Origin of the sequence: Kushneria indalinina DSM 14324 (assembly GCF_003385845.1) — a bacterium.
In the GTDB taxonomy this organism is placed as follows: domain Bacteria; phylum Pseudomonadota; class Gammaproteobacteria; order Pseudomonadales; family Halomonadaceae; genus Kushneria; species Kushneria indalinina.
Map to the genome: position 1 here is coordinate 1,315,213 of NZ_QRDJ01000006.1, position 24,971 is coordinate 1,340,183.

Annotated in this window: 22 protein-coding genes; 8 read left to right on the forward strand and 14 right to left on the reverse strand. The window is 62.8% G+C overall.

Annotation, left to right across the window (positions count from 1 at the left end):
- Positions 1-80 precede the first annotated feature (80 nt).
- From gatC to gatB, 3 genes are all read left to right on the forward strand, one after another.
- The gene (gatC, locus tag C8D72_RS06185) at positions 81-368 is read left to right on the forward strand and encodes an Asp-tRNA(Asn)/Glu-tRNA(Gln) amidotransferase subunit GatC (protein WP_115853460.1); all 288 of its coding nucleotides are present in this window, start codon (positions 81-83) and stop codon (positions 366-368) included.
- Between the two features lie 87 nt (positions 369-455).
- Positions 456-1,907: an Asp-tRNA(Asn)/Glu-tRNA(Gln) amidotransferase subunit GatA gene (gene gatA, locus C8D72_RS06190; protein WP_115853461.1), complete on the forward strand. Its 1,452-nt coding sequence runs from the start codon at positions 456-458 to the stop codon at positions 1,905-1,907.
- Between the two features lie 5 nt (positions 1,908-1,912).
- On the forward strand, positions 1,913-3,367 hold the full coding sequence (gene gatB / locus C8D72_RS06195; RefSeq protein ID WP_115853462.1) for an Asp-tRNA(Asn)/Glu-tRNA(Gln) amidotransferase subunit GatB: 1,455 nt from the start codon (positions 1,913-1,915) through the stop codon (positions 3,365-3,367).
- A gap of 99 nt (positions 3,368-3,466) precedes the next feature.
- Here gatB and C8D72_RS06200 read toward each other — a convergent pair whose 3' ends face one another.
- Entirely contained in the window at positions 3,467-4,165 is a 699-nt protein-coding gene (locus C8D72_RS06200) for an SDR family oxidoreductase (RefSeq protein WP_115853463.1), read from the reverse strand.
- 298 nt (positions 4,166-4,463) lie between these two features.
- Here C8D72_RS06200 and C8D72_RS06205 point away from each other — a divergent pair, with 298 nt between their 5' ends.
- The 5 genes from C8D72_RS06205 (at position 4,464) to C8D72_RS06225 (ending at position 10,413) form a co-directional block, all read left to right on the forward strand.
- Positions 4,464-5,384, forward strand: a complete 921-nt coding sequence (locus tag C8D72_RS06205) for a polyprenyl synthetase family protein (protein ID WP_170140513.1) — start codon at positions 4,464-4,466, stop codon at positions 5,382-5,384.
- Positions 5,381-6,850, forward strand: coding sequence for a phytoene desaturase family protein (gene crtI, locus C8D72_RS06210; RefSeq protein ID WP_115853465.1), 1,470 nt, complete (start codon positions 5,381-5,383; stop codon positions 6,848-6,850). Before C8D72_RS06205 ends, crtI begins: the two co-directional genes overlap by 4 nt.
- A complete protein-coding gene (locus tag C8D72_RS06215) occupies positions 6,847-7,785 on the forward strand; it encodes a phytoene/squalene synthase family protein (protein ID WP_115853466.1) in 939 nt (312 codons plus the stop codon). Before crtI ends, C8D72_RS06215 begins: the two co-directional genes overlap by 4 nt.
- The gene (locus C8D72_RS06220) at positions 7,782-8,921 is read left to right on the forward strand and encodes a lycopene cyclase family protein (RefSeq protein WP_115853467.1); all 1,140 of its coding nucleotides are present in this window, start codon (positions 7,782-7,784) and stop codon (positions 8,919-8,921) included. The genes C8D72_RS06215 and C8D72_RS06220 overlap by 4 nt, the downstream gene beginning before the upstream one ends.
- A gap of 106 nt (positions 8,922-9,027) precedes the next feature.
- The gene (locus C8D72_RS06225) at positions 9,028-10,413 is read left to right on the forward strand and encodes a glutamine synthetase family protein (protein ID WP_115853468.1); all 1,386 of its coding nucleotides are present in this window, start codon (positions 9,028-9,030) and stop codon (positions 10,411-10,413) included.
- Positions 10,414-10,448: 35 nt separating this feature from the next.
- Here C8D72_RS06225 and C8D72_RS06230 read toward each other — a convergent pair whose 3' ends face one another.
- From C8D72_RS06230 to hemA, 13 genes are all read right to left on the reverse strand, one after another.
- Entirely contained in the window at positions 10,449-11,291 is an 843-nt protein-coding gene (locus C8D72_RS06230; protein WP_115853469.1) for an EamA family transporter, read from the reverse strand.
- A gap of 31 nt (positions 11,292-11,322) precedes the next feature.
- Positions 11,323-12,630, reverse strand: a complete 1,308-nt coding sequence (locus C8D72_RS06235) for an NAD(P)/FAD-dependent oxidoreductase (protein WP_115853470.1) — start codon at positions 12,628-12,630, stop codon at positions 11,323-11,325.
- Between the two features lie 42 nt (positions 12,631-12,672).
- Positions 12,673-13,749 (reverse strand): polyamine ABC transporter substrate-binding protein, encoded by a 1,077-nt coding sequence (locus C8D72_RS06240; protein WP_245955164.1) that lies wholly within the window; start codon positions 13,747-13,749, stop codon positions 12,673-12,675.
- 71 nt (positions 13,750-13,820) lie between these two features.
- Positions 13,821-15,188 (reverse strand): glutamine synthetase family protein, encoded by a 1,368-nt coding sequence (locus C8D72_RS06245; RefSeq protein WP_115853471.1) that lies wholly within the window; start codon positions 15,186-15,188, stop codon positions 13,821-13,823.
- A gap of 75 nt (positions 15,189-15,263) precedes the next feature.
- A complete protein-coding gene (locus C8D72_RS06250) occupies positions 15,264-16,334 on the reverse strand; it encodes an ABC transporter substrate-binding protein (RefSeq protein WP_115853472.1) in 1,071 nt (356 codons plus the stop codon).
- 66 nt (positions 16,335-16,400) lie between these two features.
- Positions 16,401-17,195 carry an ABC transporter permease gene (locus tag C8D72_RS06255; protein ID WP_115853473.1) on the reverse strand — a complete coding sequence of 265 codons (795 nt, stop codon included), beginning with the start codon at positions 17,193-17,195 and terminating at the stop codon, positions 16,401-16,403.
- Between the two features lie 9 nt (positions 17,196-17,204).
- Positions 17,205-18,119 (reverse strand): ABC transporter permease, encoded by a 915-nt coding sequence (locus C8D72_RS06260; RefSeq protein ID WP_115853474.1) that lies wholly within the window; start codon positions 18,117-18,119, stop codon positions 17,205-17,207.
- Positions 18,116-19,291 (reverse strand): ABC transporter ATP-binding protein, encoded by a 1,176-nt coding sequence (locus C8D72_RS06265; protein ID WP_115853475.1) that lies wholly within the window; start codon positions 19,289-19,291, stop codon positions 18,116-18,118. The genes C8D72_RS06260 and C8D72_RS06265 overlap by 4 nt, the downstream gene beginning before the upstream one ends.
- A 79-nt stretch (positions 19,292-19,370) precedes the next feature.
- Positions 19,371-20,642 (reverse strand): NAD(P)/FAD-dependent oxidoreductase, encoded by a 1,272-nt coding sequence (locus C8D72_RS06270; RefSeq protein ID WP_115853476.1) that lies wholly within the window; start codon positions 20,640-20,642, stop codon positions 19,371-19,373.
- 233 nt (positions 20,643-20,875) lie between these two features.
- On the reverse strand, positions 20,876-21,625 hold the full coding sequence (locus C8D72_RS06275) for a HesA/MoeB/ThiF family protein (RefSeq protein ID WP_115853477.1): 750 nt from the start codon (positions 21,623-21,625) through the stop codon (positions 20,876-20,878).
- Between the two features lie 19 nt (positions 21,626-21,644).
- Entirely contained in the window at positions 21,645-22,511 is an 867-nt protein-coding gene (prmC, locus tag C8D72_RS06280; protein ID WP_115853478.1) for a peptide chain release factor N(5)-glutamine methyltransferase, read from the reverse strand.
- Between the two features lie 24 nt (positions 22,512-22,535).
- Positions 22,536-23,627: a peptide chain release factor 1 gene (gene prfA / locus C8D72_RS06285; protein WP_115853479.1), complete on the reverse strand. Its 1,092-nt coding sequence runs from the start codon at positions 23,625-23,627 to the stop codon at positions 22,536-22,538.
- Entirely contained in the window at positions 23,624-24,895 is a 1,272-nt protein-coding gene (hemA, locus tag C8D72_RS06290) for a glutamyl-tRNA reductase (RefSeq protein ID WP_115853480.1), read from the reverse strand. The genes prfA and hemA overlap by 4 nt, the downstream gene beginning before the upstream one ends.
- Positions 24,896-24,971: the final 76 nt, after the last annotated feature.

Genomic DNA, 24,971 nt, shown 5'->3' on the forward strand with positions numbered 1-24,971 from the left:
TGGTTTTATGCAGCCCGATCAGAAGCTGGACATCCACGCTTTTGCAATCCAACCCTGTACCGCTCAAAGGTAGAACCGCCATGGCTATTGAACACGCCAATGTTCTGCGCGCAGCGCATCTGGCTCGTCTGGGCGTGAGTGATGCCCAGGCTGAACGTTATGTCGATGATCTGTCTCGCATACTCGAGATGGTAGACCGGCTTGCCGAGATCGACACCGAGGGCGTGGCACCGCTGTCTCACCCGCTGGACGCCACCCAGCCCCTGCGCGCTGACGAGGTGATCGAAACCGATCGTCGCGACACCTTCCAGAAAGTTGCACCTGCCACGGCAGACGGCCTTTACCTCGTGCCACGCGTGGTCGAGTGATCGATATCACAACGCCTGACCGGTTTGAGATGCGACAGATCAGAGACGCTGCCCCGATTGGTGGCAGCCAAGGAGTAACAAGCCCCCATGCATGACAAGACACTTGCCGAACTGGCCCGCGGCCTGGCTGCCGGTGACTTCTCCAGTCGTGAGCTGACGACCTCGCTGCTTGCGCGCATCAAGCGCCACGACCCTGCCATCAACAGCTTCATTACCGTCACCGAAGAGCAGGCGCTCGAGGACGCCGATGCGGCCGACGCCCTGCGTCACAGGGGTGAAGCCGGTGTTCTCGGTGGCCTGCCGCTGGCCTACAAGGACATCTTCTGCACCGAGGGCGTGCGTACCAGTGCCGGCTCGAAGATGCTGGACAACTTCATCGCCCCCTACAATGCCACCGTGGTGGAAAAGCTTCGCCACGCCGGTACGGTCAGCCTTGGCAAGACCAACATGGATGAGTTCGCCATGGGCTCTTCCAACGAAAACAGCTACTACGGCCCGGTCAAAAACCCCTGGAATCCGACGCTGGTCCCCGGTGGCTCCTCGGGCGGCAGTGCCGCGGCCGTGGCCGCAGGGCTTGCGCCGGCCGCACTGGGCACCGACACCGGCGGCTCGATCCGCCAGCCGGCGGCGTTTTGCGGCATTACCGGCCTCAAGCCGACCTACGGGCGCATCTCGCGCTACGGCATGATCGCCTACGCCTCGAGTCTTGACCAGGCAGGTCCCATGGCCCGCACGGCCGAAGACTGCGCGATGCTCATGAACGCCATGGCCGGTCATGACGCGCGCGACTCCACCAGCGTCGCGCGCAACGTTCCCGACTACACCCAGGATCTGGACAAGCCGCTCAACGGGCTCAAGATCGGCCTGCCGGTGGAGTATTTCGGCGAAGGTCTGGCCCCCGAGGTCGAGTCGGCGGTTCGCGAAGCGGTGAAGGTCTATGAGTCTCTCGGCGCGCAGGTCATCGATGTCAGCCTGCCGCATACCCGCCTGGCGATTCCGGCCTACTACGTCATTGCCCCGGCCGAGGCCTCTTCCAACCTGTCACGCTACGATGGCGTGCGCTTTGGCCACCGCTGTGAAGACCCCGCCGATCTTGAGGATCTTTACAAGCGTACCCGCGCCGAAGGATTCGGTGACGAGGTCAAGCGTCGCATCCTGATCGGCACGCATACCCTCTCCGAGGGCTTTTTCGATGCCTACTACCGCAAGGCGCAGCAGGTCCGCCGCCTGATCCGTCAGGACTTTCTCGACGCCTTTACCCGGGTGGACGTGCTGATGGGGCCGGCCGCGCCGACCACGGCGTTTGAGCTGGGTGCGAAGGCCGACCCGGTGCAGATGTATCTGCAGGACATCTACACCATCGCCATCAACCTGGCCGGCATTCCCGGCATCAGCGTGCCGGCCGGTCTGGCCGACAACCGCCCGGTCGGGCTGCAGATTCTGGGGCCGCATTTCGGTGAGGCTCATCTTCTTAACGTGGCGCATGTCTATCAGCAGGCCACGGACTGGCATCAGCGCCGGCCCGAGATCAAGGAGTAATCAACATGCAGTGGGAACCCGTGATCGGGCTTGAAGTCCACGTGCAGCTTTCGACCTGCTCGAAAATCTTTTCCGGTGCCTCGACCGCCTTTGGTGCCGAGGCCAATACCCAGGCCTGCGGCATCGACCTGGCCTTGCCGGGCACGCTGCCGGTACTCAACGAAAATGCCGTCGCCATGGCCGTGCGCTTTGGCCTGGCGATCAACGCCGAGATCCCCGAGTACTCGGTGTTCGAGCGCAAGAACTATTTCTATCCGGATCTTCCCAAGGGCTATCAGACCAGCCAGATGGCCCATCCCGTGGTCGGGCGTGGCGAGGTCGACATCACCCTGGGCGATGGCACCATCAAGACCGTGCGCATTCACCATGCCCACATGGAAGAGGATGCCGGCAAGTCGCTGCACGAGGACTACAGCGGCATGACCGGCATTGACCTCAACCGCGCCGGCACACCGCTGCTGGAGATCGTCTCCGAGCCCGACATGCACAGCGCCGAGGAGGCATCTGCCTATATCCGCGCCATTCACGCCATCGTGACCTATCTGGGCATCTCTGATGGCAACATGGCCGAAGGTTCAATGCGCTGCGACGTCAACGTGTCGCTGCGTCCCAAGGGCCAGGAGAAGCTGGGCACCCGCGCCGAGATCAAGAACGTCAACTCTTTCCGCTTCGTCGAGCGCGCCATTGCGTTTGAAATTGAGCGTCAAAGCGAGATTCTCGAGGAAGGCGGCGTCATCGTTCAGGAAACGCGTCTCTATAATCCGGATCTGGACGAAACCCGCTCGATGCGCACCAAGGAGGAAGCCAACGACTACCGCTACTTTCCCTGCCCTGACCTGCTGCCGCTGATGCTCGATGAAGCCTATATCGAGCATCAGCGCTCGCTCCTGCCGGAGCTGCCGAGCGAGAAGCGCCAGCGCTTTGTCGAGTCCCTCGGGCTTTCGACCTACGACGCGGATGTGCTGACCGGCTCACGCCCCCTGGCCGAATATTTCGAAGCCGTTCAGAAGCTCTGCGGCGATGCCAAGCTGGCTGCCAACTGGGTACAGGGCGATCTGCTGGGCCGGCTTAATCGTGACGGGCTCGACATTACCCAGACCCCGGTCAACGCCGAGCAGCTCGGCGGTCTGCTGGCGCGTCTGCAGGATGACACCATCAACGGCAAGGCGGCCAAGCAGGTCTTTGCCGATCTTTGGGAGTGCCGGGGCGAGACGGCCGACGAGATCATCGAGACCCGTGGGCTCAAGCAGGTCACCGATACCGGTGCGATCGAATCCCTGTGTGATCAGGTCATTGCCGACAATCCGGTTCAGGTCACCCAGTACCGTGAAGCAAGCGAGGACAAGCGCGGCAAGATGATCGGCTTCTTTGTCGGCCAGGTCATGAAGGCTTCGCGCGGTACGGCCAACCCGCCGCAGGTCAACGCCATGCTCACAGAAAAGCTCGACGCCCTGTTATAACGACATCGTGGCCATCCGAGTGGCATCAATACAAAAGGGGGCGCCTGCTGGCGCCCCCTTTTTATACTGCTCATGGAACTGCGACGTTCTGGCCCGACATCACTCCTCGATCGGTGGTGTCGGCAGAATGCACATGTCATGTACTTCCACGTGTTTGGGCTGGGTGAGGGCAAAGATCACCGAGCGGGCAATATCGTCAGGGGTCAGCGCATCCTCCTGCGGTTCATCGAAGAAGGGGGTATCCACCACACCCGGCTCGATCAGCGTGACCCGCATGCCGCTGCCCTTCACCTCTTCGCGCAGGTTATAGGCCATGCTCTGGACGGCGCTTTTGGTCGCCCCATAAAAGGAGCCCGGCATGACCCGACGACCGGCAACGGAGCCGGTAATCAGCACGTGTCCCCGGGTCTTTTTCAATTCAGCCATTGCCGCCCGCACCGTCAGGGCCGGTCCCAGTACGTTGGTCAGAAGCACTTCACGCCACTCTTCCGGGTCACTGCCGCCATAGCCGCGTCCTTCAAGGCCGCGTCCGGCGTTGGCGAAAACGGCATCCAGACCACCGAAATGCTCAACGACCGACGCCACCAGCTGCTCCTGCGCCTCCCACGACTGCACGTTGCAGGTAAAGGCCGCCGAGCGTACGCCGTACTCGTTTTCAAGCGTCTCGGCCAGCGTTTCCAGGCGCTGGGTGCTGCGCGCCGCCAGTGCCACGTTGTAACCGGCCTGGGCGGCATGGCGGGCACTGGCCTCACCGATGCCGGTCGAGGCGCCTGTAATCAAAAGCGTTGGGTTGGCCATCTCTGCCTCCTGTACATTCGGGTCACCATGACCCTTTATGTCGTATCATCTGCCCTGAGTCTGGCAATCCAGACCCGGCTGCGCCAGCCGACGTGTGAATACGTCTCCTCGCTGCCCGCTGAAGAGAGCCCCGTGGCCAGGGCCTGCGACCATGACAGTGGCAGTGCTTTTCAGCTATCCTGGAGTAACTCGTTTTATTGCCCTGAATCAACCAATGCCCTGCCGTTCGCCCCTGAACTGTCAGGTGACTATAACCATGGATGTCGGTCGCAACCGCGCGTCAGACAAGGAGAGATTCATGACCGGCCTGACGTCTCCGATCGTCGAACGCCAATCCGTACAGGACGACCCGTACGCCGTTCTCAACAGCGACATTCACGCGACCCTGGTGCAGGCGCTCAAGGATGACAGCCAGCAGGGGGTGATCCGTGATGCCATCACTCATCATCTGGCCGCCGCCGGCGGATATCTACGCGCGCGACTGGGCTATCACACCGGCCGGGCCCTGGGCCTTGCCCATGATGAAGCCCTGACCTGCGCCTGCATCAGCGAGCTTTTGCACAACGCCTCCCTCATTCATGATGATGTGCTCGATCATGACAGCATGCGCCGCGGCCAGCAGAGCATCTGGCGGGTCTGGAACGAGGGCGTGGCCATCTGCCTGGGGGATCTGTTCATCTCGGCCGCCTATGGCCTGATGGCCGGACTTGGCGCCCATGCCACGCATCTGCCTGCCCTGCTCTCCTGCGTCCACCATCACGTACGTACCACCATTCATGGCCAGGCCGACTGTTTTAGCCTGGCGCTGGCGCCGGGGGTCGATTTCGAGCAGTGCAGTCAGGCGGCCTGCGGCAAGTCCGGCCCACTGTTTGCGCTGGCGCTTGAAGCGCCCCTGTTGCTCACCGGCCATGACAGCGCCGTCCATGGCGCCCGTCAGGCCGCGCTGTCGTTTGCCACGATCTATCAGCTCATCGATGACATCGAGGATTTCGACAGCGACATGACCGACCAACAGCAGGGGACCTGCAACATGCTTCATGCCCTGAGCCGCCGCGGTGATACCGCACCCATGGCCTCGGCGCTGGATTACGGTCGCCGCCGTCTGGCCCGAACGCGCCATCTGGCAGACACCCTGCCAGAGGGCTGCGGTCAGGCCCTGATCGAAGAAGCCTACAGGCTCGAGGAGAAACTGATGAGCGTGACAGGTGAACCATCATGAGCCGAGCACTGGTGATCGGCGGCGGTTTCGGCGGTATGGCGGCCGCCCTGCGCGCCCGCAAAAAGGGCTATGACGTCACGCTCATCGAGCGCTGCGAACAGCTGGGCGGGCGTGCCCAGGTCTTTACCGATCAGGGTTTTCGCTTTGACGCCGGCCCTACGGTCATCACCGCGCCCTTTCTGTTCGAGGAGCTTTTTGAGCTGTTCGGCAAGCGCCTGGAAGACTACGTCGAGATGGTCGCACTCGATATCTGGTATCAGTTCTACTTTCAGGATGGCCGCACCTTTGACTACGGCACCGACATGTCGGCCACGCTTGCCAGCATTCGCCGGTTCAACGAGCGCGACGTCCAGGGCTACCAGAATCTTTTGAAAACCTCGAAGGAGATTTTCGAGATCGGCTTTGAGCAGCTGGCCGATCGCCCCTTTCATCAGTTCTCGACCATGGCCGCGCAGATTCCGGCGCTTTTGCGGCTGAAAAGCTATCGCTCGGTATGGCAGATGGTCTGCGCCCACATCGAGGACGACAGCCTGCGTCAGGCCTTTTCGATCCCGCCACTGCTGGTGGGGGGCAATCCTTTTCGCACCACCAGCATCTATGGCCTGATCCCCTGGCTCGAACGCAAATGGGGCGTACACTTTCCCATGGGCGGCACCGGGGCGCTGGTCGCCGCACTGGAAAAGCTGATGCGCGATGTGGGCATCACCATCGAGACCGGCACCACGGTCAAACGTATCCTGAGCGAGCACGGCCGCGCCAACGGCGTGGAACTCGAAAGCGGCGAGAAGCTGCCGGCTGACGCCGTCATCAGCAACGCCGATGCGGCGCACCTGTATACCAACATGATCGATCAGGTCTCGACCAGCGCGAAGCTGAAACTCGCCGGCGCGCGCTACTCGATGGGTCTTTTCGTGCTCTATGTCGGCACCAATCGGCAGTTCTCCCAGGCCGAGCACCACACCATCTGGATGGGCCAGCGCTACCGCGAACTGCTCGAGGACATCTTCGAGCATCGCGTGCTGGCCAACGACTTCTCCCTCTATGCCCATCGCCCGACCGCGACCGACCCCTCCTTTGCCCCGCCCGGCTGCGATTCGTTTTATATCCTCGCCCCGGTGCCCAACCTGCAGGGGGACGTGGACTGGTCACGTGAAGGCGACAGGCTCGGGGATGCCATTATCGACGCGCTGGATCGCACCACCCTGCCGGGCTTTCGTGAATCGATCGTCACCCGTTTCCACATGACACCGAAAGATTTCAGCGAGCGTTATCTGTCGATGCACGGCACCGGCTTCTCGATTGCGCCCATCTTTCGCCAGTCGGCCTGGTTTCGCTTTCACAACAAAAGCGAAGTGCTGGAGAACCTCTATCTCACCGGGGCCGGCACCCATCCGGGCGCGGGTCTGCCGGGCGTACTCTCCAGCGCCCGCGTGGTCGACCACCTGCTGCCGGATGCCGACGCATGACACAGGGCGCCCGACCCGACAGCGCAGAGGCCATCCTGGCGCGCCACGGCAAGTCGTTTCGCTTTGCCAGCTACTTCATGGAGCGCGACGACGCCCACGATGCCGCGCTTTTATACATGGTCTGTCGCGAGCTGGATGACCTGGCCGACCAGGACATGCCCACCGAGGCGGAAAACGCGGATGCCCACCGCCGTTTAATGGCCATTCGCGGTGAGCTGCTGGCCGGCGCCGGCAGCGACTCTCTGACTCATGTGCTGATCGATCTTCAAAAGCGCCGCGGGCTGGATACGCGCGCCGCCGTGGCACTGATTGACGCCTTAATCGAGGACGTCCGCACTCCGGCCCTGATTCAGGATGAGCGTGATCTGATGCGCTACTGCTACGGCGTCGCCGGGGCCGTGGGGGTATTGATGTGCCCGGTGGTGGGCGCCGATGACAGCGCCATCCCGCACGGCATCGATCTGGGTTTGGCCATGCAGATGACCAATATCGCCCGCGACGTGCGCGAAGACGCCGACATGGGCCGGCGCTATCTGCCGGCCGAGTGGATCGGTCATCTAGCCCCGGAAGAGATTGCCCGCGCCGATGAAGGGCAGCGCGAGCAGGTAGCCCGCGCGATTGATCGCCTGCTGACCCGCGCCGAGGCCTACTACGCCAGCGCCGCCGACGGCTTTGATCGCATCCCCGGCAAGAACCGCCGCGCCATTGCGGTCGCCGCCGATGTCTATCGCGCCATCGGCTTTCGCCTGCGCCGTGAACGCCTTGCCTGGTGGCAGGGTCGCGTGCATGTGCCCCTGCCCGGCAAGGTGTGGCTCGCCACGCGCCGCCTGAGCGGCCGGGGCGCCATCCGGGCCAGCGACCGCGAGGACCACAACGCCGAGCTGCACCGCCATATTAGCGACCTGCCCGGGGCTCATGCGCCCGGTAACGCATGAGCGTTGGGGAGACTTTCGATCTCGTGATTCTCGGCGGCGGCTGCGCCGGGCTGAGCCTCGCCTATCGACTGGCACAACATGACCGGCCGCCACGTACGCTGATCATCGATCCCCGCAGTGAATACACCAACGACCGTACCTGGTGCGGCTGGCCGGTCACGACGCACCCCTTTCAAGACGATGTCCGTGCCCGCTGGCATCGTTTGACCCTGCACACCCATCAGGCCAGCACCACCGTTGAAAGTCGGCGCTACCCTTATGAGATGCTGGAAGCCGAGCGCTTTTACGCACGCACGCTTGAAGCGATTGATGCCCATCCGTGCATCACACGCCATCAGGGGCGCGCGGTGGCGATCGAGGATCGCGAAGATGGCGTTACTGTAACGCTGGAAGACGGCGAGACGATTCAGGCCCGCTTTGGTGTGGATACCCGCCCGCACCCGCAACCGCTGTCATCGCCCTGGCTGTGGCAGGATTTTGCCGGTATTAACGTCCGGGCCGACAACATGCCTCAAAGCGCCGAGCTGATGGATTTTCGCGTGGGGGATGATCCGCACGCCGACATCGATTTTCTCTACGTCCTGCCCTACGCTCCGGATCAGGCGCTTTTTGAGTGGACCCGCTTTGGTCGTCCGCCGACCGACCCGGCCACGCTGGAACGCGCGCTGGAAGATCATCTGGAGGTGCGTTTTGGCGCGGGTTGCTGGCAGGCCCTGCGCCGTGAGACCGGCACGCTGCCCATGGCCCCGCCAACCCGCACGGCGGGCCGTTCAATGGTGGTGGCCGGTGCCTACGGCGGCAGTATGCGTGCCGCCACCGGCTACGCCTTTCACGCCATTCAGCGCTGGGCCGATGACTGCGCCGCGGCCCTGCTGGCAGGCCACCCGCCGGTGGGCGCCCGGCCGGGCCGAATTCTGCCGCACCTGGACCACATTTTCATGAGCACACTGGCGCGCCACCCCGAGCGCGCCCCCGAGCTCTATCAGCTGCTGTTCGAAAAAGCCCCCACCGACCGCCTGATCCGCTTTTTAAGCGGTGTCCCCAGTGCGCGCGATACACTCTCGGTCATGAACACTCTGCCCTGGGCGCCGCTGATCAAAAGCACGATACGCCATGCTCTGCCGCATAAAATGTGATTTCCGAGCAGGCCATCCTGACCATCTGCTGCGCGTGGCACTGCAATTGTCGCCTCGCTTGCGTACTATCACCTGATATTCCCAGCCCTGCCCGAGCCGCTCGACCATGACCGATAGCCCTGCCACTGGCGCCTTCGAGGCGCATCAGTTTCTGGAAGCCCATCCTGACATTACCCAGATCGATGTGTTGATCAGCGATCTCAATGGTGTCCTGCGCGGCAAGCGCATCCCGCGCGCCAGTCTTGATGAGGCCTATACCAGCGGCGTCAATCTGCCCGCCTCGATCTTTGCTCTGGACATTACCGGCAATACGGTGGAAGAGACCGGCCTGGGGCTCGACAGCGGCGATGGCGACCGCGCCTGCATGCCGATTCCCGGCACGCTGGTGCCGGTCTCGTGGCATCAGCGTACGCCGACCGCGCAGCTTTTGATGACCATGGTGGAGCCGGACGGCAGCGGCTGGCACGCCGACCCGCGCCAGGTGCTGGCACGCGTGCTGGAGGGCTTTACCCGTCGGGGGCTGACGCCAGTGGTGGCCATCGAACAGGAGTTTTACCTGCTGGATACCGAACGCAGTGACCGCGGCCGGCCCCAGCCGCCACGCTCGCCGCTGACCGGTGAGCGCGCGCGCTCCAGCCAGCTTTACTCGATCAGCGAGCTCGACGAGTACGCCGATTTCATCGATGCCATTCATGAGGCCTGCGCCCAGCAGGGACTGCCGCTGGATACCGCCCTCAAGGAGTGCGCGCCGGGCCAGTTCGAGATCAACCTGCGCCATCGCAGCGATGCCCTGCGCGCCTGTGATGATGCGGTCATGCTCAAGCGCGCCATCAAGGGCGTGGCCCAGCGGCAGGGGTTTGAGGCGACCTTCATGGCCAAGCCGTGGGGCAATGAAGCCGGTAGCGGCACGCATGTACATATCAGCCTGTTGGATGAGAACGGCCGCAACGTCTTTGCCGCCGAAGACCAAAATCCCATGGGCAGTGCGGCGCTGCATCAGGCGATTGCCGGCGTGCTGGAGTTGATGCCGGCCTCGATGGCAGTCTGCGCGCCCAACCTCAACGCCTTTCGTCGTTTCCAGCCCGGGCTTTACGTGCCGATGGCGCCCTCCTGGGGGCTCGATAATCGCTCGGTGGCAGTGCGTATTCCCTCGGGGCCGGCGGCCGCCACGCGTCTGGAGCATCGCGTAGCCGGCGCGGACGTCAACGTCTATCTGCTGTGCGCGGTGCTGCTGGCCTCGATCTCGCACGGCCTCGACGAGCAGCTCACGCCGCCACCGGCGATCGAGGGCAACGCCTATACGCAGCTCGACGCCTCCCTGCCAGATTCCTGGGGCGTGGCGCTGGAACTCTGGATGGAAAGTGAAGTACTGGGGGAGCGGCTCGGGCGCGGCTTTCAGCATATCTACTACGCCAACCGACAGGCGGAGCGCGCGCTGGCCCAGCGCACCGTTAGCGCGCTGGAGTATGAATGGTATCTGCGCCTGGTCTAGAGGCAATCGCCCGGGCCCAAGCGGTGGCGCCCCGGCTACCCCAAACGCAGCACGACCACCCCGATCAAAATGATCAGCCCGGCCACCAGCCGCTGACGGCTCAACCGCTCGCCCAGAAACAGCGCCGAAATGGCCAGCGCAAACAGCACGCTGGATTCGCGCAGCGCCGCGACCATCGCAATCGGTGCCTGGCTCATCGCCCAGATGGTCGCGCCGTAGGCGGCCATCGACATCGCCCCGCCTGCCAGCCCAACCCGGTAGTGGCCGGCAATGGCGGCCAGCGTCCGGCGCCCACGCATGGCCCACAGCAAAAGCCCCATACACAGGCCGTTGAGGGCGAAAAGCCACAGTATATAGCCGATGGCGTCGTGGTTGGCACGCGCCCCCAGCCCATCACTGAGCGTGTAGGACGCGATGAAAACGGATGTGATGAGCGCGCTGACCAGCCCCGTGCGAGGCAGTCTCGTCACGCCGGCACCGCGCACCGCCATCCACCAGATGCCACCGCTGAGCAGTACCACGCCCGAGTACCCTACCAGCGAGGGTTGATCCCCCAGCGCCATCAGCCCGACCAGCGCCACAATCAGCGGCGCCGAGCCGCGCGCGATGGGATAGACCTGGCCGAAGTCACCGCTGGCATAGGCGCGGGCCAGAAACACGTTATAGCCCACGTGCAACACCGCCGAGAGCGCAAGCCAGGGCCAGGCCGCAGCGCCGGGCACACTGACCAGCGGCAGTAACCCCAGCGCCAGCACGCCGCCCCCGATCTGGATGAGCGTGACCGCCAGCAGCCGATCAAGACCCACCCGCACCAGCGCGTTCCAGCCGGCATGTAGCGCCGCACCGCACAGCACGATGGCAAAAACTTCCGGGCTCACGGGACGCCCCCCGTTAAGCGACAGCCTGTCATCACATGCCCAGCCGGTCGCGTAGCGCGTAATACCAGGCCCCCATGGCAGAAAACGGCACGGCAAAGCGCCGCCCACCCGGAAACGGCAGATGACGGATATCGGCAAAGGCGTCAAAGCGTGCGCTTTCGCCCTTGATGATCTCACCGACCAACCGACCGGCCAGATGCGAGGATGTTACCCCGTGGCCCGAGTAGCCCTGGGCGTAATAGACGTTGTGATGAAGCCGGCCGAACTGCGGCAGTCGATTGAGCGTGAGCAGAAAATTGCCGCTCCAGGCGTAGTCGATGCTCACCTTCTTGAGTTCCGGGAAGGTCTTTAACAGCTTGGGGCGAATGGCACCTTCGATGCTGGCCGGGTCGCGCCCGCCGTAGGTGACACCGCCGCCGTAGATCAATCGGCGCTCGGCAGAGAGCCGGTAGTAGTCGAGCAGGTAGTTGCTGTCCTCCACCGCGCGGTCGGTGGGCAGAAGCCGCTTTGCCGTGGCTTCATCAAGCACTTCGGTGGCGATCACCTGGGTGCCACACGGCATGGAGCGATCAGCAAGCTCGGGCACGACATCGCCCAGATAGGCATTGCCGGCGATCACGGCGCGCTCGGCCTCGATCACACCATGGGCGGTATGAATCCGCACCCGCTCGCCGTGTTCCAGCCGCGTCATGGGCGAGTGCTCGAAAATCACGCCGCCAAGGGATTCAAACGCCGCGGCCTGCCCCAGCACCAGATTCAGTGGATGAAGATGACCGCCGGAGTGGTCCAGCAGCGCCCCGGTATAGCGTGCGCTACCGATCTCACGATGATAGGCGTCACCCTCCAGCAGCTCCAGTTCCCTGTGGCCGTACTTCTCCCACAGTTTTTGGTGATGCCTGAGCGCGGCGAGCTGTTTGTCATTGCAGGCGGCAAAAAGATTGCCGTTTTTAAGATCGCACTGGATGTCGTAGCGCTCGATGCGCTCCCGGATGATGCGATTGCCCTCAAACGCCATATCTCCCAGCGCCTGCGCCGAGCGCTGTCCGAAGCGGGCCTCGATCATGTCCATGTCGCGGCTGTAGCTGTTGACAATCTGACCGCCGTTGCGGCCGCTGGCGCCAAAGCCCACGCGCTGCGCTTCAAGCACGGCGACGCGAAAGCCCTGCTCGGCCAGATGCAGAGCACTTGAAATGCCGGTAAAGCCGGCCCCCACCACGCAGACATCCACGCTGTGATGCCCGGCAAGCGCCGGCCGATCAGGCGCGGGGTTCATGGTGGCGGCATAGAGCGAGCGGGCGTGGCCGTCGCGATGGGGTGATGCAACATCAGGCTGGGTCATGACAATGTACCGTGCAGACGGCCCTGGCCGGGCCGTCATTGTTTAGCGACTGCGCATTTCATTGTTGAGCTGTGACAGCGTGCCAAGCTGCGCCGTATCGATCAGCGGCACAAACACCAGCCGCGAGCGCTCCTCGTCACCGAGACTCGAGGGGGGTTGTTTCAGGGCATCATCGAGCTGGTCGAGCGCGGCCTTGTTGGGCGTGGCATAGAAGGTATAGTTGCTGATGCGCGCGGCCACGTCAGGTCGCAGGGTATAGGCAATAAACGCCTGTGCCAGCTCGGGGTGCGGTGCGCGCTTTGGAATCACCAGTGTATCGATGCCGCGCTGGGAGCCCTCCTCGGGCACAAAAAAGCGCAGATGGCCGTAGGTGTCCGGGTCCTCAGCCTGACGCCAGGCCAGATCGCCGTTATAGGTCATGCCCATGGCGCTGACGCCGCGCACGATCTGGTCAATGGTGGCGGTGCTGTCGGTAAAGCCGACGAAGTTCGAGCGCTTTTTGGTGGCCATTAGACGCCGGGCGCTGTCCACCCACTGATCCCTTTGCGTGCAGTCAAAGCCGTAGCCGAGTGAGGCGCAGGCGGCACCAAACAGTACCTGTGGGTCACCGCCCAAAAGCGTAAAGGGCGCCTCCGGGTTCACGGTCGGGTCAAACAGCGCCGACCAGCTGTGCGGCACGTCATCGAGCACGCGAGTGTCATACACGATGCCGGTCACACCCCATTGATAGGGCACGCTGTAGCGATTGCCCGGGTCGTAGGCGGGGTCCTGAAATTCGGGCAGCAGGTGTTCAAGCCCTGGCAGCCGTTCATGATCCAGCGGCCGGACAAGATCCGCCGCCACCAGCCGGGGTACAAAATAGTCGGTCGGCACGACCACGTCGTACTGGGCATCGCCGCCGCTACGCAGTTTGGTAAACATCTCGGCGTTGGAGGTGAAAAAGTTCTGCACCACGCGAACGTCGTATTCGCGCTCGAAATCCTGAAGCACCTCCGGCGGCATGTACTCCGTCCAGTTGAACAGATAAAGCGTGTCCGCCTCTTGCGCCGCGGCCCCCGCCGAGAGACTCGCACTCATCAGCACCAGCGCACCGGCCCGCCATCGCCATGATCGTGTCATCACGCCTTCCCCTTTTGATCACTTGTTGTTGTGTTCGGCCCGCCGTATCGACCGATGTTCTTGATGAGCGGTTATACCCGCAGCAGCAGATGCTCGCGCTCCCAGGAGCTGATCACCCGGTAATAGGCCAGATGCTCGGCGCGCTTGACCGCCAGGTAGCTCTTGACGAAGCGCTCGCCGAGCACCTGTGCCAGCGCATCGCAGCCGTCCAGGGCGTCAAGGGCCGGCCCGACATCGTTGGGCAGGGCAATACCGCCGCTCCAGGCACCGCCGCTCAGAGGCGGACGCGCCTGCAGCCGGCTCATCATGCCCAGATAGCCGCAGGCCAGCGACGCCGCCATGACCAGATAGGGGTTGGCATCGGCGCCGGGCAGGCGATTTTCAACCCGTGTGGCCTCGGCATTGCCCACCGGCACTCGCAGCCCCACGGTGCGGTTGTCGTAGCCCCACTCCACGTTGGTCGGCGCCGAGCCGCCATATTCGCCGGGCATCAGCCGGCGCCAGGAGTTGATATTGGGCGCAAAAAACGGCATGGCCGCAGGCATCCAGGTCTGCAGCCCGCCGATATAGTTCAAAAAAAGGTCGCTGGGCTGGCCGTTGTCCCCGGCGAACAGGTTGTCGCCGCTGTCACGATCCAGCAGGCTCTGATGCAGATGCATGGCACTGCCCGGCTCGTTGGCCATGGGCTTGGCCATGAAGGTGGCATACATGCCATGACGCAGCGCCGTCTCGCGCAGGGTGCGCTTGAAGATCACCACCTGATCGGCCAGATAGAGCGGGTCGCCGTGCTGGAAGTTGACCTCCATCTGCCCGGCACCCTCTTCGTGAATGAGGGTATCGATGTCGAGCTTTTGCGCCTCGCAGTAGTCGTACATCTCCTCAAAGAGCGGATCAAACTCGTTGACGGCATCAATGGAAAACGACTGCCGGCCGCTCTCCTGGCGCCCGGAGCGACCGATCGGCGGCTCCAGCGGGTAGTCCGGGTCGGTGTTGGTCTTGACCAGATAGAACTCGACTTCCGGCGCCATGACCGGCTTCCAGCCCTGCGCTTCATAAAGGGCCAGCACGCGCTTGAGGACATGACGTGGCGCGATTTCGACCGGCTCGCCGTTCATGTAATAGCAGTCATGAATGATCTGGGCGGTGGGGTCTTCCGCCCAGGGCACCAGATAGGCAGCCGCCGGGTCGGCAATCAGCTGCATGTCGAGCTCGGCGGCATTCCAGAAGCGCAGGGCCTGGTCATCGGGATAGCCACCGGTGACCGACTGAATAAAGATCGAATCCGGCAGACGCGGCCGGCCGCCATTGAGGTACTTGCCGGCCGGCATGATCTTGCCCTTGAGAATGCCGGTCAGGTCGCTGACCAGACACTCCACCTCGGTAATGCGATGCTCTTCAAACCAGTCCGTCAGTACCACCGGACAATGCTTTAGCGTCATGTCGGCCTCCCCAGCCGAGCCTGATCAAACGCATGAAAAGGGCGGTCCGCATGATGGCGAACCGCCCGTCACGGCCTAACGTGACTGTACTTCATTCCACAGCTGCTGATAGCGCTGCAGGTCCTGCCCGGACAGCGTCGGGGTAAACTTCAGCCGCGCCATGTCCTCATCACTGGGCAGGGAGGGCGGCTGCTGAAGGACTTCATCAAGATGCTCGACTGCCGCCTCGTTGGGGGTGGAATAGAAGGTGTAGTTGGCCAGCTGCGCCCCCACCTGAGCATCCAGCATGAAATTGATGAACTTGTGGGCCAGCGCCGGGTGCGGTGCCCGCGCCGGAATCGCCATGGAGTCGATCCACAGCTCGGAGCCCTCCTCCGGAATCACAAACGCGGTATTGGCGTAGCCTTCCGGGTCGTCATCCCGATACTGCAGATAATCGCCGTTGTAGGTCACGCCGAGCGCGTTGACGCCCCGAGACACCTGACCCAGCACCGGGGTGGAGTCGGTAAAGCCGGTAAAATTGCGCCGATGCTTGGTCTTGAGCATCAGTTTGGCGGCCTCGACCATGTCGTCCTGCGCGGTGCAGTTATAGGGCTTGCCCAGAAACGCACAGGCCGCACCAAACATGACCTGGCCATCCTTGAGCATCGAAAACGGTTGATCGCTGTTGGTCGACTCATCAAAGACCATCGACCAGCTCGGCTCGGCCTCGGGGAAGGTCTCGGTGTTGATGATCAGCCCGGTCGACCCCCACAGATAGCCCGCCGTGTACTGGTTGTCCGGATCATAGGGCGGATCAACGAAACGCTCCATGAGGTTGTCCATGTTGGGCAGCTGCGACTTGTCCAGCGGCTGCAACAGGCCGGCCTCGATCATGCGCGGTATGAAATAGTTCGACGGCACCACGATGTCATACTGCGATACGCCGCCGGCCTGCAGCTTGGAAAACATCTCGCCCAGCGAGCCGTAGTAGTTCTGCACCACCTCCACATCGTATTTCTCTTCAAACGCCTCGATGAGCTCCGGGTCCATGTAGTCGGTCCAGTTGAACACGTAGAGCCGGTCGGCGGCGCTGGCGTGGGCCGAGAACATGACGGCAGCGACGGCACCGGCCAGAAGCGCCGGGCGGGGTGAGAAAAGCGTCATTGGCAGTGTCCCTTCAATGATGGTGATTATCGGTGTTACAGTTTTTTATGAGTCCGCCACCGCACTTCAGGCGCGGCGACGGTTGAACAACAGGCTCACGACGGCCACCAGCGCCACCGAGGCAATCATCAGCGTGGCAATGGCGTTGATCTCCGGGGAGATACCGCGGCGGATGGCGCCCCAGATATAGATCGGCAGCGTCGCGCTTTCCGGTCCGGCCGTAAAGAAGCTGATGACGAAATCATCGACCGACAGCGTAAACGACAGGAAAAACGCCGACAAAAGCGCCGGTTTCAGCGTGGGCAAAATGAAATGCAGCATGCGCTGCCAGGGGCTGGCGTAGAGATCCTTGGCGGCATCAAAGAGCGTGGCATCAAGACCGACAAAGCGGGAATAGACGATCAGCGCCACAAACGGAATCTGGAAGGTGACGTGGGCAATGACCATGGTCGAAAGCCCCGGTGAGAGCAGGCCCGTCAGGCGGTTGATCTGGACGAAAAACGCCATGTCGGCGATGCCGAACACGATGTCCGGCATCACGATCGGCAGATAGATCAAAACGATCAAAAGCCCGAGCCTGCGGGCACGGTGTCGGTACAGCCCGTAGCCGATCATCGCGCCCAGAATCACGGCGATAATGGAAGATATCACCGCCAGCAGCAGCGTATGACCGATGGCGCTGATCACCACATCGTTGTTCAAAAGCCGCTCGTACCAGCGCAGCGAAAAGCCGCCCCAGCGCGCCGAGGTGTTGATGGCGTTAAACGAAAACACCATCACCACCAAAAGCGGCGCGTAGAGAAAGATCAGCGTCAGCCACCAGAAAACGGCGAGCCCTTTCTTGAATCCCCGGTTTTGCATGCCGCTCTCCTAGATCACCATCTCGGTACCACCGCCCAGGCGGCGACCCATTCGACGCAGTATGAAAAGCCCCATCAGGGTGGCCAGCAGCATCAAAAGCGCCCCGGCAGCCCCCAGCGGCCAGTTGGCCGCCTCCCCAAACTGACTCGCGACCAGATTACCCAGCATCTGCGAGCGCCCGCCGCCCAGCAGCTCGGGAATCACGTACATGCCAAAGGCTGGAATGGCCACCAGCACGGAGCCGGCCAGAAGCCCCGGCAGGGTCTGCGGCAGCACGGCGACAAAAAAGGTACGCAGCGGCGAGGCGTAGAGATCGCGCGCCGCCTCGATCTGGGCGTGATCGAGCTTTTCGAACGCGGCATACAGCGGCAGCACCATAAAGGGCAGAAAGTTGTAGACCAGCCCCAGCGTCACGGCAAAATCGGACGGAAAGAGCCCCATGTTGGGCGCGATCAGCCCCATTTTCTCGGCAAGACTCGACAGCGGCGTGCCCGGTGAGAGCAGATTCATCCAGCCAAAGGCGCGGATGACCTGGTTGGTCCATGACGGCACCACCACCGCCAGCAGCATGATGGCACGCAGCCGTGGCCGGCACAGCGAGATGTACCAGGCGACCGGATAGGCCACCAGTACCACCAGTGCCAGCGAGATAACGGACTGAAATATCGAGCGCCACAGCGTATAGAGATTGCCCGGGCTCCAGCCCAGAAAGCCAAAGCCTGCCAGATTGCGAAAGGCATCCAGCGTCAGCGGCATCTGCGGCTGACCGAAGCCGCCGTTGGTCATGAATGCCACTGACATCAGATAGGCGCTGGGCAGCACCAAAAAGATGAAAATCCACAGCGCGCCCGGCAGCACGCTGACCAGAAGATGCCGGGTTTCCCGACGCTGGCGCCGGCGCCAGACCACATCCGCCTGACTCATGCGCCCTCCTCGTCATCGCTTAGCATGATGACGTCTTCGGGATAGATCTCGACTTTCACCTCATCCCCGACCCGAAACAGACGCTCCCCGGTGTTGGAGATTTCGGCAATCAGCTCGCTGTGCTGCTCGCCGCTTTGGTGAGACAGCCGGTATTCGACATTGCTGCCGCGATAAAAGCGCTCCACGACCCGACACATGAGCGTATTGAGCTGCTTGCCCGGCTCCACGCTCGGCGCGCCGGGCGAGGTCAGCTCCAGGGTCTCGGGGCGAATCAACGCCACTTTCCCCTCATTGTGATCCTCGGTTTCCAGCGCCCCGATCGGCGTTTGCACCGTCATGCCCTCTCTGGCCGAGATCGAAAAGAGATTGTCATGCCCCATGAAACGGGCCACGAACAGATTGGCCGGGCGCTCATAGACTTCCTGCGGGGTACCGATCTGCTGAATGATCCCATCGCTTAACACCGCGATGCGATCGCTCATCACCATCGCCTCTTCCTGATCGTGGGTGACAAACACAAACGTCATGCCCAGACGCTTCTGGGTGCGCAAAAGCTCCACCTGCAGCTGGCTGCGAAGCCCGGCATCGAGTGCCGACAGGGGCTCATCGAGCAGCAGCACGTCGGGTTCACAGATCAGCGCGCGCGCCAGCGCAATGCGCTGTCGCTGGCCGCCGGAGAGCTGATCGACGCGGCGGTCCACCAGCGAGCCGAGCTTGATGAACTCGGCAATCTCGACCACCTTCTGCTCGCGCTCGCTGCGCGCCATGCCGCGCATTTTCAGACCAAAGGCGATGTTGTCGCGCACCGACAGATGCGGAAACAGCGCATATGACTGAAAGACCGTATTCACGCTGCGCTTGTGAGGGGGCGTGTCGGTGACATCCACCCCACCAATGGACAGCGTCCCGGCGCTGGGCTCATCCAGCCCCGCCAGCATGCGCAACAGCGTGGTCTTGCCGCAGCCGGAAGGCCCCAGCAGGGTAAAGAACTCGCCGGCGCGGATATCCAGATCCACGCTTTCAAGCGCCACCACGCCCCCCGGATACTCCTTGCGAATGCCTTTCAGGTTGATGGAAGACGCCTCACGCGCCGCCCCGGCATTGGCGCCCTGAGTGCTATCGCGATGCTGAAATGGCCCGTCGGGTGCGGCGGTCGGTGAGCGTTCTGCCATCGAACAGGATCCCCTTGCGTATGAATGCACCGCTTGTGCAGTGTCGGTATAGGTCGGTTGCAGGACAGCGCTCCAGAGCTCAGAGGCGATCCCTTAATCGGTAAAAGGCGGTCGCCAGCACCAGAAGCGGCGTTCGAAGCCGGCGACCGCCCGGAAAATCAAGATGTTTCATGGCGGCCAGTAGATCAAAACGCTCGCGCTGCCCGGCCACGGCCTGCGCCATCAGCTGTCCGGCAAGCCCTGCCAGCGCCATGCCATGGCCCGAATAGCCCTGCACAAAATAAATGTTGTCATCCAGCCGGCCAAAGTGCGGCGCCCGGCTGCGGGTGATCGCTACCCGGCCGCCCCAGCGATAATCGATCGCCACATCTTCAAGCACTGGAAAGAGCTCGCGCATCTTGCGCTGCATGATCGTGACAAGCCCGCGCGGCTCACGGCCACTGTAGCTGACCTGACCGCCATAGAGTAAACGCCGCCCTGCGGTGAGGCGATAGTAGTCCAGCACAAAATTGGCATCCGAGACCGCGTCACGCTGTGGCAGGGTCTGTGCCACCTGGTGCTCGGAGAGCGCTTCGGTGGCGATGATGTAGTTGACCACCGGCATGATCTTGCGCTCGATCTCCGGCACCAGCCCGCCCAGATAGGCATTGCCGGCGACCAGCAGATGGTCACAGTCAATTTGCCCATGTGCCGTGGTCAGCTGCACGGTCTTGCCACGCGTGATATCGCTCACACGGCTGTGCTCGAAAATCACGGCCCCGGCACGCTGGGCGGCGCGTGCCAGCCCCAGCGTATAGTTGAGCGGATGCAGATGGCCTGCCTCGCGCTCATACAGACCGCCGAGGTAGGCATCGGTGACCACATGGCGTCTCAGGGCCTCGCCTTCCAGCCATTCCAGCCCTTCGTAGCCGTAGCGCGTGGCCATCTCGTCCCGCCAGGCCTTCATGGCCCGCTCGTGACGCGGCTTGATCGCGGCATGAAGATACCCGCGGGAATACTCGCAGTCGATGTCGTGACGTTCGATCAACGACTCGGTCAGCCGCACGGCCTCGCGACTCATCGCCCAGATATCGCGCGCCGCCTGATGCCCAAGCGATTTTTCGATGACCGACAGCTCGGTGCCCAGCCCCGGCAAAATCTGCCCACCGCTGCGGCCCGACGCCCCCGCCCCGATCTCCCCCGCCTCCAGCAGTGCCACCCGATAGCCCCGCTCGGCCAGATGCAATGCCGCGCTGCAGCCGGTTACCCCACCGCCAATGATCGCCACATCAAAACGCTGCGCGCCTGCCAGGGGAGCCGTATTGTCCAGCGCCAGATTGCGGGAGTAGGCATACCAGGAGTGCTCGCTCATCGGGACAGCTCATCAAGGCGTATGAAAAAAGCATTATGGTGGGAAAGCGCGTCAGGAGGCCATGGATCAGCACAGTCTACAGGGACTTTTTTGACGGTTTTGATTCATCAGGGACGAATCCGATGAACGCTGCGGCCTGCTCCCGACGCGTGTATCGCTACTTTTTCATCAGAGACAGGCCGGCCACAAAAAAGCCGCGCTCATTGAGCGCGGCCTTGATCATGCTTCGAGTCTCAGGGCCTGAGGCTACACACCGGGCAGTGCGGGTCACGCCCCAGCCCGAAGTGTCGCCACTGCCCGCTCAGACCATCGAAGGTAGAAAGTCCCTGATGGGGGGGGCCGCAGCCGCTCAAAAGCTTCAGGGCTTCGAGCGCCTGATAGCTGCCGATCATGCCGACCAGGGGGGCAATGACGCCGCTCTCGGCACAGGTCAGCTGATCCTCATCGGCACTGTCGCCGTAGAGGCAGGCGTAACAGGGGGCGGCCGGGTCGCGAAGATCAAAGACGGCCAGCTGCCCCGAGAAGCGGATGGCCGCGCCGGAGACCAGCGGCGTGCCGGCCGCCACGCAGGCGCGGTTGATGGCATCCCGGCTTTCGAAACGGTCGGTGCAGTCCAGTACGACATCGGCGCGGGCCACGGCATGCTGCAACCCTTCGCCCTGCAGACGCTCGGTGATGACCTGCGTCCGACAGTGGCTGTTGATCGCGGCGATGCTGTCAGCCGCCGACTGCGCCTTGAAGCTGTCGATATCCACCTCACCATGGGCGATCTGGCGCTGCAGGTTGGAGAGATCGACCCGGTCATCATCGGCCAGTGTGAGCGTGCCGACACCGGCGGCCGCCAGGTAAAGCGCCGCCGGCGAGCCCAGACCGCCCAGGCCAATGATCAATACATGCCCGGCCATGAGGCGCGTCTGACCCTCGTAATCAAGCTCGTTGAGCATGATCTGACGGCTATAGCGCAGAAGCTGCTCGTCGTTCATGGGAACTCCCGTACAGCGATCAAGGATTCGGAGAGGCAGAAGGCCACTGCCCCAGAGTGACACGCTCACGCCCGCCGAGGTCTCGGCAGGTGCCCACGGTCGTATAACCGGCACTTGTCAGCGCCGCCCGCACCGCTTCGCCCTGCTGATGGCCGTGTTCCAGCATCAGCCAGCCACCGACGGTCAGAAAATCACGGGCAGTCTCGATCAGGTGCAGCAGATCGGCCATGCCGTCCTGCCCTGCCACCAGCGCCGAGCGCGGTTCAAAGCGCACATCGCCCTGCCCCAGATGCTCATCAGACGCGTCGATGTAGGGCGGGTTACTGACGATCAGCTCAAAGCGCATGGAGGGCGCCAGCGCCGAGAAGAAATCGCCCTGCTCAAAGCGGACATTGGTGATGCCCAGCGTCTCGGCATTGCGCTGCGCCAGGGTGACGGCTTCTGCAACAATATCGATACCGGTCACCTGCCAGTCGGGGCGTTCAGACGCCAGCGCCAAGGCAATGGCGCCGCTGCCGGTGCCCAGATCCAGTGCACGCACATCGCTCGCCGGCATATGCGTCAGCGCCTGTTCGACCAGGGTTTCGGTATCAGGACGCGGGATCAGGGTATGAGGCGACACGGCGAGAGGCAGGCCAAAAAACTCGCGATAGCCCAAAAGCCAGGCCACCGGTTCGCCCTGCTCACGCCGCTCAACCAGGGCATTGAAACGCTTGGCTTCGGCTGGTTCAACCTCGCGATCCCCCCAGGTATAAAGCCAGGTCCGCGAACGCCCCAGCACATGGGCCAGCAGCAGCTGGGCATCAAGATGGGGCGTGGCTGTCTCGTCAGTGGCGTGACGGGCAAGACGGGCCACGGCATCGGACAGGGCCTGATCAATGCGCATGAAAGCTCTTGTCAGTCATTCCTGTCAGCCGTTTTCGCCGGTCATGGCCGCCAGCTGGTCGGCCTGATATTCATGCACCAGCGGATCGATGATGTCATCAAGCGCACCGGTCATGACTTCCCCAAGCTTGTAGAGCGTCAGGTTGATACGGTGATCGGTCACCCGGCCCTGCGGGAAGTTATAGGTGCGGATGCGCTCGCTGCGATCGCCCGAACCCACCAGCGAACGGCGCGTATCGGACTGCTGCTGTTGTCTGGCGCTTTCGGCACTCTGTTTGAGGCGGGCCGCCAGTAGCGACATGGCGCGGGCACGGTTTTTGTGCTGGCTGCGCTCGTCCTGGCATTCCACCACGGTACCGGTCGGCAGGTGCGTAATGCGGATCGCGGAATCGGTGGTATTGACGTGCTGGCCGCCGGCGCCGCTGGCGCGGAAGGTGTCTACACGCAGATCACCCGGGTTGAGCTCGACCTCGGCGACGTCATCGGCCTCGGCCATGACGGCCACCGTGCAGGCCGAGGTATGGATGCGCCCCTGGGATTCGGTCGCCGGCACCCGCTGCACCCGATGCGCGCCGGATTCAAACTTGAGCCGGGCATAGATATCGCCGCCGGCCACACGGGCGATGATCTCCTTGAACCCGCCCTGTTCGCCGTGGCTGGCGCTGACGGTTTCCATTTTCCAGCCGCGGCTTTCGGCGTAGCGCGAATACATGCGAAAAAGATCACCGGCAAAGAGTGCGGCTTCATCGCCGCCGGTGCCGGCGCGCACCTCGAGATAGACGCTGCGCTGATCGTCCGGGTCCTTCGGGATCAAAAGCTGCAGCAGCTGTGGCTCCAGCGCCTCGAGCTTCTCGTCGATGTCGGCAATCTCGTCATGCGCCATGGCGCGCATGTCCGGATCGCTGTCTTCAAGCATCTGACCGGCGCTGTCACGATCGGCCTCGAGGCTGCGATGGCGTGCCCAGTGTCCGACCAGTTCTTCCAGATCGGCATACTCGCGCGAGTAGTTGCGAAACCGGGTCTGATCACCGATGACGCCCGGGTCGGAAAGGAGTCTCGAGAGTTCTTCAAAACGTTCGGCAAAGCCGTCAAGGCGGTCTCTGAGCGAGGCCTTCATGGCGATTCCTGGTGCAGCGCGCTGTCGTCGATCAAGAGTTCCTCCGCAGCCTGGATCAGATCCACCCGCTCGGCACCGGAGGCCGCGCGAATGCGTGAAGTCGTACCGTGCAGCAGCCGGTTGGTGAGCTGCTGCGTCAATTTCTGGATGACCCGCTCGGGGTCCTGACCGCGTGACAGCGCCGCCAGCGCCTCACTTTCAGCCTCGGCACGCAGGCGCTCGGCCTGATGGCGATGGCGCCGGATCAGGTCGCCGGCGCTGCGCACCCGTCTTTCGTGCTGCCAGGCCGAGACATTGGCCAGAATCATCTCTTCGGCCTGGTCGGCGGCGGCCTGGCGCGAACGGCGGTTTTCACTGATGACCTCGTTGAGATCATCAATGCTGTACAAAAAGATGTCGTCAAGCTCGCCCACCTGCGGCTCGATGTCCCGCGGGATGGCGATATCCACCATGAAAATGGGGCGGTGCTTGCGTGTTTTCAGCGCCGATTCCACGAGCCCCTTGCCCAGCAGCGGCGTGGGGCTGCCGGTCGAGGAGATCACGATATCGGCACAAATCAGCGCGTTTTCGAGCTCGTCCAGCCCGATCGCCACGCCGTTGACCTCATCGGCCAGCGTCTGCGCGCGCTCGCGCGTGCGGTTGGCCACAATAATGCCCTGAATGCCGGCATCGCGAAGATGACGTGCGACCAGTTCGATGGTTTCGCCGGCCCCGATCAACAGCGCTCGGGACTGACGAATGTCATCAAAGATGCGACCAGCCAGATTGACCGCGGCATAGGCCACCGAGACCGGGTTTTCACCGATGCCGGTATCGGTACGCACCTGCTTGGCCACGGCAAAGGTGTGCTGAAAAAGACGCTCGAGCTCGCTGCCCAGGCTTTGATGGGCCCTGGCCACCTGATAGGCACTCTTGATCTGCCCCAGAATCTGGGGCTCGCCGAGTACCATCGAATCAAGGCCGCAGGCAACCCGCATCAGATGACGCACGGCCTCGCCGTCACGATGCCACCGGGCGCATTGCTCCAGCGACTCCACGGGCAGACGATGAAAGTGGCCGAGCCATTCGAGGATCAGGCGCTCGTCCCCCCCGTCGAGCCGACAATAGATCTCGGTTCGATTGCAGGTCGACAGAATGGCGGCTTCCTGAACCTCGGCAAGCGAGGTCAGATCTTCAAGCGCCAGTGCCATCTGACTGGAGGAGAAAGCGACCTGTTCACGTACCTCAAGGGTCGCACTTTTATGATTGATGCCTAGAGAAAGAAGCATCGTGATACCGTATTAGCTATAACGTTCGTTTAGAACGCTGAGACACGACTGGATAATGTGTCAGGCATCCAATCCT